15 protein-coding genes are annotated in these 17684 nt (G+C 48.3%); 2 read left to right on the top strand and 13 right to left on the bottom strand.

Annotation, left to right across the window (positions count from 1 at the left end):
• Positions 1 to 78: 78 nt before the first annotated feature.
• The 6 genes from QJR74_RS10100 to QJR74_RS10075 form a co-directional block, all read right to left on the bottom strand.
• Complete coding sequence (locus QJR74_RS10100) at positions 79 to 1533, bottom strand: sugar porter family MFS transporter (protein ID WP_304371741.1); 1455 nt, start codon at positions 1531 to 1533, stop codon at positions 79 to 81.
• 92 nt (positions 1534 to 1625) lie between these two features.
• Positions 1626 to 2501: a MurR/RpiR family transcriptional regulator gene (locus QJR74_RS10095; protein WP_304371739.1), complete on the bottom strand. Its 876-nt coding sequence runs from the start codon at positions 2499 to 2501 to the stop codon at positions 1626 to 1628.
• Positions 2502 to 2512: 11 nt separating this feature from the next.
• Positions 2513 to 3469, bottom strand: coding sequence for an ABC transporter substrate-binding protein (locus QJR74_RS10090; protein ID WP_304371738.1), 957 nt, complete (start codon positions 3467 to 3469; stop codon positions 2513 to 2515).
• Positions 3470 to 3484: 15 nt separating this feature from the next.
• A complete protein-coding gene (locus tag QJR74_RS10085) occupies positions 3485 to 4537 on the bottom strand; it encodes a FecCD family ABC transporter permease (RefSeq protein WP_304371737.1) in 1053 nt (350 codons plus the stop codon).
• Entirely contained in the window at positions 4534 to 5538 is a 1005-nt protein-coding gene (locus QJR74_RS10080) for a FecCD family ABC transporter permease (protein ID WP_304371736.1), read from the bottom strand. Before QJR74_RS10080 ends, QJR74_RS10085 begins: the two co-directional genes overlap by 4 nt.
• Positions 5528 to 6322: an ABC transporter ATP-binding protein gene (locus QJR74_RS10075; RefSeq protein WP_304371735.1), complete on the bottom strand. Its 795-nt coding sequence runs from the start codon at positions 6320 to 6322 to the stop codon at positions 5528 to 5530. The genes QJR74_RS10080 and QJR74_RS10075 overlap by 11 nt, the downstream gene beginning before the upstream one ends.
• 311 nt (positions 6323 to 6633) lie before the next feature.
• Here QJR74_RS10075 and QJR74_RS10070 point away from each other — a divergent pair, with 311 nt between their 5' ends.
• On the top strand, positions 6634 to 8757 hold the full coding sequence (locus QJR74_RS10070; RefSeq protein ID WP_304371734.1) for a TonB-dependent siderophore receptor: 2124 nt from the start codon (positions 6634 to 6636) through the stop codon (positions 8755 to 8757).
• Positions 8758 to 9317: 560 nt separating this feature from the next.
• Here the strand turns inward: QJR74_RS10070 and QJR74_RS10065 are convergent.
• Positions 9318 to 9824: a GNAT family N-acetyltransferase gene (locus tag QJR74_RS10065; RefSeq protein ID WP_304371733.1), complete on the bottom strand. Its 507-nt coding sequence runs from the start codon at positions 9822 to 9824 to the stop codon at positions 9318 to 9320.
• A 197-nt stretch (positions 9825 to 10021) separates the two neighbouring features.
• Here QJR74_RS10065 and QJR74_RS10060 point away from each other — a divergent pair, with 197 nt between their 5' ends.
• Entirely contained in the window at positions 10022 to 10237 is a 216-nt protein-coding gene (locus tag QJR74_RS10060) for a darcynin family protein (protein ID WP_304371732.1), read from the top strand.
• A 424-nt stretch (positions 10238 to 10661) separates the two neighbouring features.
• Here QJR74_RS10060 and QJR74_RS10055 read toward each other — a convergent pair whose 3' ends face one another.
• The 6 genes from QJR74_RS10055 to ppx all read right to left on the bottom strand — a co-directional run bounded on the left by QJR74_RS10055 (position 10662) and on the right by ppx (position 17681).
• Positions 10662 to 12122: a pyridoxal phosphate-dependent decarboxylase family protein gene (locus QJR74_RS10055; protein WP_304371731.1), complete on the bottom strand. Its 1461-nt coding sequence runs from the start codon at positions 12120 to 12122 to the stop codon at positions 10662 to 10664.
• A 7-nt stretch (positions 12123 to 12129) separates the two neighbouring features.
• Entirely contained in the window at positions 12130 to 13518 is a 1389-nt protein-coding gene (locus tag QJR74_RS10050; protein ID WP_304371730.1) for a diaminobutyrate--2-oxoglutarate transaminase, read from the bottom strand.
• Between the two features lie 284 nt (positions 13519 to 13802).
• Positions 13803 to 15233, bottom strand: coding sequence for a magnesium transporter (locus tag QJR74_RS10045; protein WP_304371729.1), 1431 nt, complete (start codon positions 15231 to 15233; stop codon positions 13803 to 13805).
• Positions 15234 to 15285: 52 nt separating this feature from the next.
• The gene (locus QJR74_RS10040; protein WP_304371728.1) at positions 15286 to 15510 is read right to left on the bottom strand and encodes a YfgG family protein; all 225 of its coding nucleotides are present in this window, start codon (positions 15508 to 15510) and stop codon (positions 15286 to 15288) included.
• Between the two features lie 15 nt (positions 15511 to 15525).
• Complete coding sequence (locus QJR74_RS10035; protein ID WP_304371727.1) at positions 15526 to 16134, bottom strand: methyltransferase domain-containing protein; 609 nt, start codon at positions 16132 to 16134, stop codon at positions 15526 to 15528.
• A 20-nt stretch (positions 16135 to 16154) separates the two neighbouring features.
• Positions 16155 to 17681, bottom strand: a complete 1527-nt coding sequence (gene ppx, locus QJR74_RS10030; RefSeq protein WP_304371725.1) for an exopolyphosphatase — start codon at positions 17679 to 17681, stop codon at positions 16155 to 16157.
• Positions 17682 to 17684 lie beyond the last annotated feature (3 nt).

Genomic DNA, 17684 nt, shown 5'->3' with positions numbered 1-17684 from the left:
AAGGGTCAGAGAGAGTACAACAGATAGAGATGTCAGAAATATGGCAATAAAACGCCCAAAACTGGGCGTTTTACTCGGTTAAGCTTTTTCAATGGTTGTGGGGACGGCTTCTTCCTTACTGTAACGCTTACGCATCATGGTCTCGATCTCTTCCAGAGATTTATCTTTAGTTTCAGGCAGGCAACAGCAAACAAAAATCAGTGAAATGAGGTTAACCGCAGCAAAGACATAGAACGTCTGATTACCCATCGCCGATAACATCGGTGGGAAGGCGAAGGCAACCGCAGCGTTACATATCCATTGGCAGGCTACCGCAGTACCGGTCAAGGCGCCGCGTAATTTCATCGGGAACAGCTCAGACATCAGTAGCCAATAGATTGGCGCCACGCACATCTGCATAAAGAATAAGAACAGCAAGATACAGGCTAGGGCGAGATAACTCTGGGTCAAGTCTTTTGGTAGGAAGATCAACACTGAACCCAAGGCTACTTGCATCAAAATCACCGCGACTAAGCCGAAAATAAGCATCGAACGGCGCTTAACATGGGATACCGCTTTTAAGGCAATCAGCGCGGCGATGACTGCGACCACACCGTTACCGATGGTTGCAGTAAGTGAGGCGTTGGTTCCCATGCCTGTCGTTTTTAGGATGATTGGGGTGTAGTACATGAAGGCGTTGACGCCGGTAAATTGTGCGACAGCCCCCATACCAATTCCCAATAACAGCAAACGTACCACCCAACGCTCTTTTAACAGCTCTTTCGTTGTCGGTCCTTCACGTGAAGCTTTCGCTTGTTCACGCATCTGATTGATCTCTTTACGAACTTCCTTACGTGAGCGACGCAGTTTACGCATAATGCGAACCGCTTCGCGCAGCCTTCCTTCGGCCACTAACCAATGTGGTGAGCCTGGAACAAAGAAGGTCCCGATAAAGAGTAATAGCCCTGGGATGGTGGCAAGCGCCAACATGTAACGCCAGAGATGGTTGTCATGCAACAGGACGCTCATTAAAGCGCTGACAATGTAGGCGGTTAATTGTCCCGCGACAATCATCAGCTCATTGCGGCTTACCAAAGGAGCGCGATGACGCGGACCAGCGATTTCGGCAATAAAAACCGGTACGGTAGACGATCCACCGCCGACCGCTATTCCCAGTAAAAATCGCATGACGACCATGATGTGTACATTTGGCGCAAGGGTAGTTCCCAACGCGCCCAAGACAAAAATCAGCGCTAAGGTGCGTAAAGTAATTCGACGGCCGAAACGGTCGGAAACGAAACCGCTGATGAAGGCCCCAATCGCGGCACCAAAGATTAAGGCTGAAGTCACTAAGCCCTCAGTAAAGGGCGTCAGGTTTAGCCCGCCTTTATCCAGCGGTTGCGTCATGAAAGGTAATGCGCCGGAGATAATCCCAGTGTCATAACCAAAGGCGAGGGCGCCCATAGTGGCAACTAGAACAATAAAAAAGAGTCGTTGTTTTATCGTATCCGAAGACACGAATTTTTCGTCGCTAGACGTGGATGGTTTAGGCATCGCTTATCCCTGATGAAACATTGTTATTATTAGAGAAAGCTTAAGTATAGTGCAGCCCTAAAATCCGACGGGTTTATTTGTTCAGAATTACCTTATTTTTTTGATGAAGTATTTTTGAGTCCGCGGTGTAATTCTTGCAGTCTTTTCATCGACTTCACCGCCCTTTGCGACATCGACGCGGCGGTGGCAACCACTAACATTTCTAAGCAGGCAAGGACCGGGCCATGTAATGGCATTTTGCCCTGCTCAGTGCCGCGTGGGACGTGAATGACCACATCGGCTTGCTGGACAAATTTGGACTCTTTAGCATTGGTCAGCAATATCGTAGGCACCCCAAGGCGTTGAGCTTCGCGTAGGGTTGTCATCCCTTCTCGATGCGCTGATTTTTGTGCCATCATAATCAGTACGTCCCCTCGCTGGAGCGAGAGCAACTGTTCTGCCAAACCGATGCCAGAACGATTCAACGGGAGCGCAGGTAAACCATTACGATGGAATAAGCGGGCCGCATACTCAGCCAATATTCCCGAAGCGTTAATCCCGAAAATCGCTAATTGTCGGGCATTCACGATTAAAGAGACCGCTTGGGCGATGGCTTGACGATTCTCATCACTACGGAGCGCTTGAGCCGCAGCGAGATGGCCCTCCACCACATAGTCTATTGACTGATTCACATCTTCCGCCAAGTGGCTTAAGGTCGTGTCCATCTTATCCGCGGAGTTTAAAGGCGGGTCGAACCACTGCTCAAGGACCGATTTTAACTCTCTTAAACCACTAAAACCGAGTGCTTGAATCGCACGAACCACCGTCGCATCTGAAGTTTGGGTGACTGCAGCGATCTCTAACGCAGTGCTTTCAATGACCAGCGCACGGTGTTGATCGATATAGAGTAAGACTTGCTGTAGCCCTGAAGAGAGGCCATCAATACGTGCGCGTAGGCGTTCAGAAAATAGGTCGTGTCGCATAGACATAGTCTCTACCCTTAATGTGTTGCCGAGGGAACCGTCATCCCGGCTAAACTCGTTTCAACTACGGCGACCATTTTTGATAAGGAGGCGAAGCTATTCACGATGGCATCTTCGCGCGACACCATTATCCAGTGCCCCTTTTGGCAAGCCTGCATAAACTGGCACCAGCCTGGCAGGACAGCGTCCATGGCCTTACGCTCATCGTCGGCGGTTAAGTCCCCGTCTCCTCGCCATGTATCAAACACGATGTCAGCGTCCAATGCCGGTAACTGTTCAGCATTAAGGTTCGCACGCCCTTCTTCAGGGAGTTGGTCGATGAGTGCTGGAAAACTGAAGCCGGCATCACGTAATACCTGTCCTAAGGCATGATAAGTGTGCAGAATATTGACCTTGCCATTATTGGCTTGTAGCACGGATACCGTCACCTTGTGCTTACCACGTAGACGTTGCAACTCAGTGATCTCCGCCTGATATCGGCTGACCAACTGTTGATACTTTGCTTGAGTGTGCGTAAGGTCCGCCAATCGTTGATAAAGTCTGACCGGGCCACCTTGGCGGTTATCGATACTGACCGTTGGGGCAATTTTTTGCAATTGTTGCAAACTCGTTGTGCGGCTTGGTTCAGTAATAATCAGATCGGGATGCAATGCCGCGATTTTCTCAAGATTGATATCCGCCGTCCCCAAATACTGGATGGAGGTGTTATCAAAATCGAGGCCAGTAAGCCTTTTTGCTGAACGAAGGTAGGGCTTTCCTTGAGCGGTTACCCGACCGTGGCTACCAACGGGCGTGACGCCAAGCTCCAGGAGCGGAATAGTAATATCTAAGTCATGCAACGAAATAATACGCAACGGCTGTTGCGGGATCACCACATCACGTTGGGTATCATCAAGAAAATGGCGGGTAGCAGGCGAGGCCGCCGAACAGACGATGCTCACACAAAGCCCTAACATTACAATTACTGATCGCATCCTAACTCCTGGTCACTAGCGGTGTGTGGCGCGTTTCCACAATACAATAAAGAAAAAAGGGCCGCCAAGTAAGGCGACGACAACCCCTGCAGGCAGTTGAATGGGGGCAAATGCAAGGCGCCCCACGCAATCAGCCAAGAGCAATAACAAGGCCCCCACGAGGGCACTCCCACATAACAAGTAACTTTGTCCGCCATTAATGATGCGCCGGGTGAGATGGGGGGCCATCAAGCCAATAAAACCAATACTCCCCACCGTAGAGACGGTCAGCGCAGTCAATATCACTGCGCCTATCACCCGCAGCTTAGTGATGACGAGAGGATTAACGCCGAGTGACGTCGCTGTCGCATCGCCGAGCTGTAGGACAGCACTGGCGCGACAACTTAAGAGTAAAAGTAAAAAAATAGGCAGTGAGATCAGCAACATCAACTTTGCGGTATCGAGCGTGGCATATTGCAAGCTGCCTGCCATCCACAGTATTAACTGTTGTGCTTGTTTAGGATCGAGAGTAGTCAAGATGACGCCAAGCAGTGCATTGAGCCCCCAACTTATCCCTATACCGATCAAGATAAATCTTGAGCTAGAAGTGCCTCTGGACAGTAGCATGACGATAGCGGTTACCAGTAAGCCGGCGAGCATGGCGGAGATCGGCCGCCACAGCGGCGAAAGGGTGGGGAAAAATAATAATTCGATCCAGACCACTACGCAGGCGGCCTCCTTGATGCCCAATAGTGAGGGATCAGCAAGGCCGTTACGGGTGGTGGATTGCATCACGGCCCCCGCCGCACCCAGTACGCCACCGGCAATAATGGCCACTACGCTGCGCGGCAGTCGCATCTGCCAAAAGAGCGTATGGTTAAGTGAGGGGGGAGCTGTAAAGTGGGTCAGTTGATAAGCGACTTCACTCAGGGGCAGCGTTAACTCGCCTTGGGTCAAGGAGAATAGGCATAACAGCATAATTATCAGCGCTAACATACCACTGACCACCAAGGCGGCAGGGGAGAGCAGAATACTTTTGCTGCCTACGCGCAACGTTTTATCGGCTGAGCGTAACAAAGAAGGTCTCATCGAAAATACCTTACGGCTAATACCACGAAAACTGGCGCGCCAAGTAGTGCGGTAACGGTACCGGTGGCTAATGACTGGCTCTCAATCAGGTGCTGGGCGCAGAGATCCGCGGCCAGTAAGAGTACAGCGCCCATCAAGGCATTCACCCATAAGGCAGCGCGAGCTCGTACGGTAATGAGTTGCCGGACAATATTCGGGACAATTAAGCCGATGAAGCCTATCGGGCCGGCCAAGGAGACCGCAATGCCACAGAACAGCGCTATGGCACATAGCCCTAAGATCCTCGAGCGTACTATCCGCACGCCAAGTCCTTCAGCAAGCTGTTCGCCAAGACTCAGCACACTCAGGGCTGGGGAGACCAAGAAAGCAATGCCTACCGCGAGCAGAAAAGGCGGTAATACGGCATAGACTGCCGACCAACTGAGTCCAGCAATATCCCCATTTAACCAGAGAAGGGTGGATTGCAATGTTTGCTCATTAAACAATAACAGTAGCGAGGTCATTGATCCGGCAAAGGCTGAAAGCGTAATGCCACAGAGTGTCGTGGTCACCATTGCTAACCCTTGGCGGCTCAGGTAGGCGGCAAGTAATATTGCACTGAACAGCACTCCACCTCCGACCGCCGCAACTAACGGACGCATAAAGGGCGAGAGTAATAGTGCATTTCCGAGTGCGCTACAAGCCACCACCGCCAATGAGGCCCCAGCATTGAGACCGAAAATATGTGGCTCGCCTAATGGATTACTAATAATTGTTTGCAGTAAGTGCCCGGCCATGGCTAAGCAGGCTCCAACCATTGCCGCGACCACTAAATGCAACAGGCGGATATCGATAATGATGCGATCGCTGAACACCGTGGGTTGATAGTCGAAAAAAGCGTGCAGGAGGGTCTGCAAGGAAAAATGCAGTGCGCCTAGGCTTAACTCAGTAAAGGCCAGCAAGGCCAGCAAGAAGAGTAAGCCAGTGGCCACCCAAGGTAAAGGTAAGGTCCTAGCGTTCATTGGCTGACCATAGCGGAATGACGATCGGTTTCTGGGTGCGTGGATCAGTCACTAAGTGGGTGCGCACACCAAAGGTCTCCTCAATCAATTCGGCAGTACAGTCGTTCACATCATTGAGTTCTGCAATGACTTTGCCCGTTTTCACGAACAGCAACCTATCGGCGAAATGTAGGGCGAAATTAAGGTCGTGCAGCACCATGACCACGGTTTTATGGTGTTGCTGAGTGAGCGTTTGTAATAGGGTCAGCACATCGACCTGATAGCGTAAATCGAGATAGGTCGTTGGCTCATCCAATAACAGGAGGGGCGTCTGTTGTGCCAGTGTCATGGCGATCCAACAGCGCTGACGTTGCCCGCCAGAAAGTGCCGCGACAGGATGATCCTTTAAGGCAGATAGCCCGGTAAGTTGTAGGGCGTCATCCACCGCCTGCTCATCTTGGCGTGACCATTGATGGAGCAGACCTTGCCAAGGGTAACGTCCGCGAGCCACTAAGGTAGAGACTGTTAGCGCATCTGGAATAGGCGAGGATTGCGCTAAAAAGCTCATTCGTTTAGCAACATCCCGGCGCTTAAGCTGGGAAAGATCGCTGCCTTCCAATAACACTTTACCAGCCTGAGTCGAATTAAGACCGGCGAGCGTATGCAGCAGAGTCGATTTTCCAGAGCCATTAGCCCCAACGATAATGGTAGTTTTTTGCGCGGGAATTGTGAGGGTAACATCATGAATGATCTGATGTTTATCGTAACCCGCGCAGAGGTTTTCGGTGGCAAGCGGAAATGACATGAATACATCGACTCTCTTTAACTAAGAATGACTCTCATTCTCCTTGTAGTGATTTTGATAATAATGGCTGTAGTAGTCAAGGTGTAATTGAATATTAACTATTCAATGCGTTGTGATGAGGGTTCTAATACCGCTATTTTATCTTGGTAAATCGATGGAATCGGTTTTTTAGTGACCTTGTTGAACGGTACGAGTGATGTAGTGAATTAATTTTAAAATAACTATACTACTACATTACTTCATGGTTGAATGATTCTCATTATTATAAATATTGTTAAAGTGAACCCGCTTTTTCGTCAGAGACAAGACTTATGCACAACACCAGGATTTCATTCTTTTCATCGCGCCGACGTAATCTTATTACGCTTAGCTTATTTGGCGGCTCACTCGTTTCACCTTTCACTCTGGCGGCTGATGAGACGCCAATTGTGGTCACAGGAAAAAATAGTGATACCGTGAGCACCAGTTATAGCCAACCTGAAGCTAGCATAGGTAGCTTGAAACCTGTTTCGCGGTTAGCTGAAGCGCAATCAATCAGTGTCGTCACGCAGCAACAGCTCAACGATTATTCGACAGACACCTTGGCTGATGCGATGCGTTTTGTCAGTGGTGTTTCACAAGGTAATACGTTAGCGGGTACTGAAGATGGCATCGTTCGCCGTGGTTTCGGTAGTAATAGCGATGGTTCGATCTATCGCGATGGGATCCGCAGTAGCGCGGGGATGAATCTTGATGCCACGACTGATCATGTCGAAGTCTTAAAGGGCTCAGCATCGTTACTGTATGGCATACAGAATCCGGGTGGGGTGATCAATGTGGTCAGTAAAAAGCCAGAATATCACTGGAAAACCAAAATTTATGGTCAGGCTAAAAGTGCAGGGGGAGGCACGGGTGGCATCGATGTGACCGGCCCGCTGGGGGGGGGGGTCGCCTTTCGTTTGATAGCTGAAAAACAACATGAGCAGTATTGGCGAGATTATGGGCATAACTCCCATAATTTAATCGCTCCTTCCCTACAGTGGTACGGCGAGAAAGCCAGTTTCTCGCTTAACTATGAACACTATCAATATGAGATTCCCTATGATCGAGGGACTGCCTTTATTAACGGTAAACCGATCAACGTCGGGTATAAAACGCGTTTAGATGATTACTCAAACTATGCCTGGGGGATTAACCAATCTCTTAGTAGCCATTGGGACTATCAGCTTAACGATACTTGGAATACCGGAATCACTGCTGGCTGGAATCAGCGTAAGTACAGCAATAACGAGGTACGGGTTACGGCGGTGAATACCACGACCGGCGTGGTGACTCGGCGAGCGGATGCTAACCGTGGCTTCAATCATCAGACCCATTACCTAGCGTGGAACCTGAGTGGGACGCCTGAAATTGACCATATGCAGCATGCCATTACAGTGGGTGCCGATTATGAGATGAATCAAACTTACCGAGCCCATGCGTATACGGGCAAAAGTAATACTGCCTTTACGATTGATGATCCACAGTATGGTCTATCGACGGTCACCAATGCGTCGACTGAAAAAGCCAGCGGTAAACATTTACTCAACCGTATCTATAGCCGCTCGGTTTACGTGAAAGATAGCATTTCACTAGCGCCGAAATGGACGATGGTAATGGGGGGACGTATGCAGCGGTTTACACAAAACCAAAGTAGTGGCGTGCCTAAAGTCACCAACTATACCGATAGTGGCGACAAGTTCTTACCTCAAATGGGACTAATTTATAATTTGACTCCCGAGGTCTCTTTATACGGATCTTGGAGTAAATCCTTTACCCCATCAACGACTGTGGACGACAATGGCAAAGTGGGGAGTCCAGAGCAGGGAACTACCTACGAAGTCGGTAGTAAATGGCAAATTTCTCCGGCGTTGTTAGCCAGCGTGGCGCTTTACACTATCGATGAGCGTAATATTGCGCTATCGCTGAACGGCGATACTTATGAAGTGGATCGTGCACGTTCTCGTGGTGTGGAGGTCGAATTAAACGGTGAAATCGCTAAAAATTGGCAATTAAGCACGCAATATAGCTACAACCAAGCAACCATTACCCGTGACAGCATCAATCCGGCGAATAAGGGTAATGCTTTACAGAATGCACCCAAACATTCCGCTGCGACTTATCTTAGCCATCAACTCACTGTGCCCGCGCTACCCGGTGAGTGGACACTTGGGGGAGGTGTACAGTATATGGGAAGCCGAGCGGGTGATCCCGATAATAGCTTCACCTTACCGCACTATATCGTGGCTGATAGCTTCTTACGCTGGAACCACCGCGTGCTGGGACAAAAAACACAACTACAATTGAATCTTAATAACCTATTTAATAAACACTATTACACCTCAAGCGGCGGTAACTTGCGCGTGGCAGAAGGACAGACGCGTAACGTGAGCTTATCGGCAAGTGTTGAGTTCTAAAAGCTAGCATCCTATGGCGGTTTAGCCATCTTTCTGAGGTATGATGAAGCACAGTCATACCTCAGAAATGTAATGGATATAGAGCGATTATTATTACTGACAATATCGATTAGGGTGGAGGGTGGTCGGGTAACATCATCGTCCGCATCAAAGTTAATGCCTTCTTAATAGATAATAGACAACGTCTGAATTCCTTCTACACCGACTACCTCCATCGACGAATAATAAAAGTTGGCCCGCTTTACAAGGAAAGTGTCTAAAGCTTTTATCACTACTAAAATATCGGATTTCTAGCGAAGACTAGCGGGTGGCACTGCTAAAGTGGTCTAACCCTGAATCCGGCTAATGTCACGAAACAATCCTTATTTGGAGGTCCCTTTTTTGTGGGGATGTGACACTTTTGGCCGTTTGAGAGAATTTTAATAATGAAAGTAGTAAGCTAGTCGATGCCCAAGGATTTTTATATCCGCAGTACGAGGATATTAGGTTTTCTATGGTTCTAATTAAAAACTCGTCGATTGAAGAAAAAGCCATTAATTTAATCATCATTTACTGTCGTATTACGCTTCAACGTTAAATGCATCGTTAAAATAAACGATAGAACGAGGTAGTTCACCATGAAAAACAATCGCTTGGAAGTACTCTTGAGGGACATCTGTTAAAGTAAGTTTATGCTGGGCTTCGAATCCAAAGCGAGAATAATAGTTTGGATCACCCAATACCACACATCCTTTAGCAGATAGATTTCTTAACTCACTAAGTATTTGCTGGATAAGACTAGTTCCCACGCCCTGATTTTGGTAGTCAGGCAGTACTGACACGGGAGCTAAACCGTACCAACCAGAATCATTATTATCAAGTACAACTGGAGAAATAGAGGCGTGCCCAACTAGCATACCATTTAATTCAGCTACTAAAGATAAAGTGAGAGCATCATTGTCACGCAATGCAGAGACGATATATTGCTCTTTATGGCTGGTATGCTCAGCATTCAAAAATGCAATAGTAGTCAATTCAGCTATGGTAGAAATATCAGAGGGTTTTTCGTGACGTATCGTTATCTTCATAGTTTTCCTAATTAATCAGACTAAGTCAGTTATCAATGTAAATATTTTAATAGATTTTAATTTATACCCTTTCGAGCGAAGTGTGTTAGCAGAACATTTTCTTAGGAAAGGAAACAATTTAGTATCAGAATTGTTGGTGGCTTTTTAGTAACCTAATAGTTCTTTCAGTATTCAAAATAAAACTACAGGCCCAAAAAATGGTTACTGTATTTGATCTACTAAAGACTACTGTTTCTTGGTTGCGGCTGAGCAGAGATAAGCGCAACGCGATTGCCGATAAAGTACTGAGTGATGTGCTCGTCAATACCGACGTTACATCAAGAATGTTTGATGCAGAAGCTTTTACAACTCGCTGTACGGATGTAGCGATGTTCCAAGCTAAGGATATGCAGTCATTTTATTTTTACCATTGAGCGATTACGTGATTCGGTACTCATTACAGAGTCTTACTTTGAGCTGGTAGAGATCATTCCAACCATCGAGGACGGGTTTAGGCTTTTTGAAGAACAAGCCAACTCTTAGTATCGCCGCTATGATTTCCTTAAGCCCCCCATTCCTTAACGAGTAAAATCCCCGGCGTCAGGTCTTGTCTAATTCAATATCACGCCGGGGAGAACCTGATTAGCATGGTTTGGGGAATCATCACCTTACTCAAGCGACTTAGTTTTGGCGATCCTGGTTTTATCTACTACCGGGCGGCAGCGGGAGAGTAAGTGAAACCACCGATAAGCAGGAAAAGCGTCTTTCCAATAATAGTGGCCTTTTCCGTATCCAAAGTGCACAAAAAAATGCCAGTCAGCTAAGCAACTGACTGGCATTACCCACAAGGGACTTTTTTTACAACTGCAGCGTTTCTGCCGTTTGCAAGACTAACGCTAATAGCGTTTTAATATCGTCTAACGTCACGGTAGGGTTCAGTAAGGTCAGTTTCAGACAGGTCACACCATGGTGTTCAGTGACACCGACATTCGCTCGTCCTGAATCTAACAGTGCATCACCAATCTTCTGATTGAACAGCGCGATTTGCTGATCGTCTAAGCCTTCACGACGTACACGGAACAGGACACTCGCCAGCTGAGGCTTCATCACCAATTCTACTTCGGTCATGCTCTCAACATAGGCGGCAACGTCTTGCGCTAGGCTTACACCGTTATCGATGATCGCGGCATACTGTTTTTGTCCTAACGCTTCGAGTCCCATCCACAGTTTCAAGGCATCGAAACGGCGGGTGGTTTGCAATGATTTCGACACCAGGTTAGGAACGCCTTGTGCTTCATCAAACTCTGAATTGAGATACGCTGCTTGATAGCGCATTAACTCGTAGTGCTTCGGATCTTTCAGTAAGAACGCGCCACAACTGATGGTTTGGAAATATTGCTTATGGAAATCTAAGGTAACAGAGTCAGCCTGTTCTAAGCCGGCTAACCAGTGACGATATTTCTCCGAAAGCAGTAAGGCGCCGCCCCATGCTGCATCGACGTGTACCCAGATGTCTTGCTCCGCCGCTAAGGTGGTGATAGCGGTTAGGTTATCGATAGCGCCTGCATCGGTGGTTCCCGCAGTCGCAACGATAGCCATGACTTCTTCACCTTGGCTTTTCGCAGTTGCGAGCTTTTCCAAGAGGTCATTGAGATCAATACGCGAATATTCATCAGTTTTGATCTGCACAACTGACTGGTAACCATGGCCCATTAGCGCCATATTTTTTTGCACAGAGAAGTGTGCGTGCTCAGAGCAGAACACTTTATAGTTACGCAGATTATTCGGTAAACCGTCTTGTTGGATTGAGTGGCCACGGCGGGCGAAAAATGCATCGCGCGCTAGCATCAGTCCCATCATGTTGCTCTGAGTTCCACCACTGGTGAAAACCCCGGCATCACCTGCCGGGTAGCCGATTTGGCTGCGTAGCCATTCGACTAGTTTTACTTCCATAATGGTGGCCGACGGGCTTTGATCCCACGAGTCCATACTTTGGTTTGTCGCATTAATAAACACTTCCGCTGCTTGGCTAATCACCAAACTTGGGCAATGTAAGTGCGCCACACACTGTGGATGATGGACGGCGAGGCTGTCTTTTAAAAAATATTCGACAGCACGATCAATGGCTTCTTTATTCCCTAATCCTTCCGCCGTGAACTGTAAGGCGATCCGCTCGCGTAATTCTGCGACAGATTTGCCTTGATACATTTCTGGCTGTTGCAACCAAGCGGCGACCGCTTGTTGGCTCTGGGTCATCACTTCTTGATAAGCCTGTAGGCTTTCAGGTGAACCCGTCAGAATGGTGTTGGTCGTCGACATCGTAGTCTTATCCCTGAGGTTGAAGGCCAGCGCTTAACAGCGCTTGCTCGAATTTTTCGAGGAATAAGGTCAGTTCTACTTGGCTGATCAGTAGTGATGGCAGTAAACGTAACACGCAACCATGGCGTCCACCACGTTCTAAAATCAGACCCGCTTCGAAGCATTTCTTCTGCAGCAATACCGCTAACTCTGGGTCAGCAGGGTAGCAGCCTAAGTGGTCGGTAGGTTCTTGTGGTTTCACAATTTCCATACCAATCATTAAGCCTAAGCCACGGACATGACCGATTTGTGGGAAGCGTTTTTGTAGTTGGGTCAATTGCGCTTTCAGCCACTCACCTTTAACGGCGACTTGACCCGCAATATCTTGTTCTTTCAAGATTTTCAGGGTAGTCAGGCCAGTGGCCATCGCGAGTTGGTTGCCGCGGAACGTCCCGCTATGGTGACCCGGCGACCAGGCATCAAACTCTTTCTTAATACCCAGTACGGCGAGAGGTAAACCACCGCCAACCGCTTTGGACATTACGATGATATCGGGTTCGATTCCCGCATGCTCGAACGCAAAGAAACGGCCAGTACGAGCAAAACCTGCTTGTACTTCATCGATAATTAATAAAATACCGTGCTCTTGAGTGACCTTACGAATGCGTTGTAGCCACTCGACTGGCGCTGGGTTAACGCCACCTTCGCCTTGAACGGCTTCTAAGATCACCGCGGCTGGCTTACGGACACCGCTTTCGACATCGTTAATCAGATTTTCGAAGTAGTAACCTAAGGCATCGATACCGGCTTGACCGCCAATCCCCAGCGGGCAACGATAAAGATGCGGGTAAGGCATAAACTGAACTTCAGTCATCATGCCGCTAGTCGCTTCTTTCGGGCCGAGGTTGCCGGTAACCGATAGTGCACCATGGGTCATACCATGGTAGCCGCCAGAAAAACTGATGACGCTGTTTCTGCCCGTGGTCTTTTTCGCCAGTTTGAGGGCAGCTTCGACAGCATCTGCACCGGTCGGCCCGGTGAATTGCAGACAATAATCTTTACCCTGGTGAGGGAGCAAAGAGAGGAGATATTCTGAGAATTGATCTTTTAACGGAGTCGTTAGATCAAGAGTGTGTAACGGTAAGCCGCTGCTTATAACATTTTGGATGCTTTGCAGGACATCAGGATGGTTATGGCCTAATGCTAAAGTTCCTGCTCCAGCCAGACAGTCAAGATAATCTTTGTTCTCAACGTCGGTGATCCAGACGCCGTTCGCTTTAGCAATGGCTAAAGGCAACTTGCGTGGATAACTTCTGACATTCGATTCAAACTCTGCTTGACGCGCCAAGAATTGATCGTTGTTCCCCTTGAAAGAGGTGGCATCTAAAGTTTCAATACGGACCTTATCCGTCATCATATCTCTCCCACAACCAAGACTGCGCTCAGTCCCAATTGGTTAAATTAAATAATTAAAAGTGTGTGCTAAAAAAAGCGCGGCCAATATAGAGCCTTTTTGGTGGGGGGGCAATGATTAGTTGGCCTGATTTGGATTAATTATTCATTTATTTGAATAATTAAATTTTGAAACATTTTTGCCGCTAAGCGGAGTAATGGTTCTGATGGCTAATCACAAACCGGTTCCATTTTTCAGTGAATAAAAATCTAAAAGCGGGGGCACGGCGCAAACCGTGCCACAGGGGATTAATGCAGTAAGAACAGCGTGGCTAATCCTAGGAAAATAAAGAAGCCGCCGGTATCCGTGGTGGCGGTAATCAGTACGCTAGATCCGATGGCGGGATCACGTTTAAGTTTGGTCATAATCAGTGGGATCATGACTCCCATAAAGGCGGCAAGGAGTAAGTTAAGTACCATCGCCAGCATCATTACACCGCTGAGGGCCAGATTGTGATACATCAGGTAAGTAATCCCCCCCATCACGCCGCCCCAGAGAATGCCGTTAATCAGCGCAACGCCAATCTCCCGTAAAAACAGAAAGGAGAAGTTACTTGGTTCGATTTGATGTAAGGCCAAGGCGCGAACAATCATGGTAATGGTCTGGTTACCAGTGTTACCGCCAATCCCCGCAACGATAGGCATTAGGGTAGCTAACGCGACAAGGTGGGCAATGGTATTTTCAAATAATCCGATAACGCGTGAGGCGATAAAAGCGGTACAAAGGTTGAGCGCTAACCACGCCCAACGGTTTCTAACCGATTTGGTGACGGGGGCAAACACATCCTCTTCTTCGCGTATCCCACCCATCTTCCGGATATTGCTCTCATTCTCTTGGTTGACTAAGTCGATAATATCTTCGATCGCAATCCGGCCAATCAATTTACCTTCACCATCAGTCACTGCTGCGGAAATGAGGTTGTACCGTTCGAAAGCGCTGGCAGCATTTTCAGCTTGTTCATCCAGTTGGAAGGTAACAGGATGAGGATTCATAACATCTAACACTTGTGCAGCAGGCGTGTGCAACAGAATATCGGTCAAGAGCAGCTCGCCAAGAAGCTGATTTTGGTGATCGATAATAAAGATTTTATCGGTACCGTTATGAATTTTCTTCAGATGACGCAAATAGCGCTGTACCACACCTAGCGTAACATTTGGCCGTACCGTGATGATGTTAAAGTCCATCACCTGCGCGACGCCACCGCGATCTTTACCGATAAGCTGTAAAATACGCGCGCGCTGCTTTGGCTCCAGACCCGTCAATAATTTACCGGTGAGGTCACGAGATAAAAAACGAGATAGCCATGCTTGATCATCAAGGTCGAGGGGGGCGATAGCTTGGAGTGTCTGCTTATCGCTCATACACTCAATCAGGCTTTCCCATACTGTCTCGGAAGCCTCGACTAAAATCCGCCCACGGTTCTCCACAGGAATAATCTGCCACACAGCTTGACGCGCTTCTTCTGGCATGGATTCCAAGATATCGGCGATATCTGCCGCGTGGAGCAGTAAAATGGTGTCGACCAGCAGTTTTTTCTGCTGCGCGACGAGCTCAACCTGGGAATCATTCAATTTTTTTTCAGGATCGAGCAGGCTATCAACTAATAGAGGGTTGTTGAGCACAAGCTCTAAAATTTTCTGGCGGCGTTGGGCCAATAGTTGGCTATAAACTTCTGACATATTACATCCTTTGTGATTCTCAGCAGGGCCAAGGTGTCCTTACTGTCATAAATTAGGGGGTAGATTTAGCCTGAGTAGCCGCTCCAGTGCTCTCCTGTTTGGCACGATGGTGGTCAAACGCCGCTGGCAGGACCCAAATGAGTCGTGCTACCAGTAATACTAGACTTAACCAGAAGACAATTCGAACCAGGGATCCGCTTTTCTTTTTCTGACGACTTAAGGGAGAGTTATTCATCAATAAGTTTCCATAATAAGCGTAGGGAGGGGTTTTGCTCACAAACCTCCGCAAAGATTATAGCTCTTTAATTGAAATTTTTTGCGCCAATAAGGTTGCAAAGCGTAGGGTGAGCGGCGCAGCTTGCGGGTCTGATGGCTGCCAAGTCGTCAGCTGTTCGTGATAATGAACAATGTGCCAACGCCGATAATAATGGCTCAGCTCGCCCGAACTAAAGCTAAACGGAAAAGCGATAGGGTTCGTTAGGTGCTCATCATGCATCGCGCAGACGATCAGATTGTAGCCCCCCTTCAGGGTAGCGGCCTGCATATCGGCAATTAACTGGCCAATGGTCGCGGGGTCCAAATACATTAAGGTATCTACCGCTACAATCGCATGGTAACGGCCATTGAACCGATGGTGATTGAGGTCGGTCACTGTCGCCGTTAGGTCGCTTAAGGCGGCTTGGCTCGCTAATTGCGTTAAGTGTTGTACGGCTTGTGGATCGTTATCCCATGCGGTGACCGGGAATCCTTGTTGCTGTAGGTATAACGCATGCCGCCCGTACCCACAGCCCAGGTCCAAGAGCTCACCCTCGACTAGCCGGGGAACTAACGCAACGACTTCCGGGTGGGGAGCCGTCATTGTAGGAAGCGGAGAGTGCTCTGAATTGGGGGCTGTTATCATAGTGACCTCACCGTTATGCGTTATTTTTCTTCGCTCAAGTTCAACTGCCAGCCAGTCACGTCCGACCAATAAAGTTGTTCACGTTCTAAATCGAGCTGCACTAGGGCATTTTGGTTGAAATACTCTTTCGGGAAGATGAGTGTCCAGTGGCCTTCATCGGTATGCAATAACAGCTTTTCAGGGCGAGTCGTTGCTTGACGCTGGTTATTCAACAAAATGGCTAAACGCAATAGGAAAATTAGTGGTAAGAACTGCTTACGCTTAAAGGCAGTAAAGCGCGGGACATCGTCGATTTTTATACCCTTACGATGGAAACGGACCAAAGTGGCTAACAAGAGTTGCTGTTGCTGGCTAAAGCCCGGCATATTTGAGTGCTGTAAAATATAAGCAGAGTGGCGTTGCATCGCACTATGGTTAATCGTTAACCCGACCTCATGCAGCATAGCGGCCCATTCTACTAAAGCGGTGAGGGCTTTATTGGCCAGTTTTGGGTTCTGTTTTTCCCACTGACGATGCAGTAGACGCGTGGTTTCTAATACCTGTTTAGCTTGATCGCGATCGACCACATAATGTTCGGCTAAACTGAGTGCGGTGCGTTTGCGGATATCTTGATGGCGGAAACGACCTTCCATCTCATAAAGGACCCCTTCGCGTAGTGCACCGTCGGAATAAAGCAGCTCTTTAATCTGTAGCGCGTCGAAAATACCACAAAGGATAGCCAACCCTGGGACAAAAACCGATTTACGATCCTCGGAAAGTCCTGGTAGTTCGAGCTCATCCATCGACTCAAAGTCGCTAATTTTGTCCCACAGTAATGCGAGACTATCGCGGGTGATCACTTTCTCTTTTTCGCCTAAAGCGGCCAACACTTCACATGCAGCCTTGATACTCCCCGACGCGCCCATCGCGACTTGCCAACCCGCTTGTCGATACTGACAAGCAAGAGTTTCAAGTTTATGAGCGGCCGCTAAGCGGGCACGGCGGAAATTATCGTGGCTGATTTTACCCCCAGGGAAATAGAGTTTACTGAAGCTGACGCAGCCCATTCTGCGACTCTCGATCAGCTGAGGCTCGAAATCTTCGCCGATCACCAACTCAGTCGACCCGCCACCAATATCGATCACCAATTTACGACCTTTTTCAGGCTGAGTATGTTCGACGCCCATAAAGATCAGGCGTGCTTCTTCATTCCCTGAGATCACATCGATAGGATAAGGGATGACCTCTTCCGCACGCTTGAGGAACTCTTCGGCGTTGTCGACGACCCGTAAGGTGTGGGTACCGACAATCGATACATTCGCGGGGTCAAAGCCCTGTAACCGTTCTGCAAAGAGCGCAAGCACACTCAGACCACGTTCAATACCTTCTTCCGTAAGTTGATTATCAAGCGTGATGGCATCAGCGAGGTGAACGCGTTGTTTTAAACGGCCAAGAACTTGGATGGCACCATCCACCACACGAGCGATGACCATGTGGAAGCTGTTCGATCCTAGATCGATGGCTGCAAATTCTTGAGGTTTTTCAGGGCTATGTTGGCTTATAGGCATAAG

Source organism: Tatumella ptyseos (assembly GCF_030552895.1).
GTDB lineage: Bacteria > Pseudomonadota > Gammaproteobacteria > Enterobacterales > Enterobacteriaceae > Rosenbergiella > Rosenbergiella ptyseos_A.
This window is presented reverse-complemented; position numbering and strand designations above follow the sequence as displayed.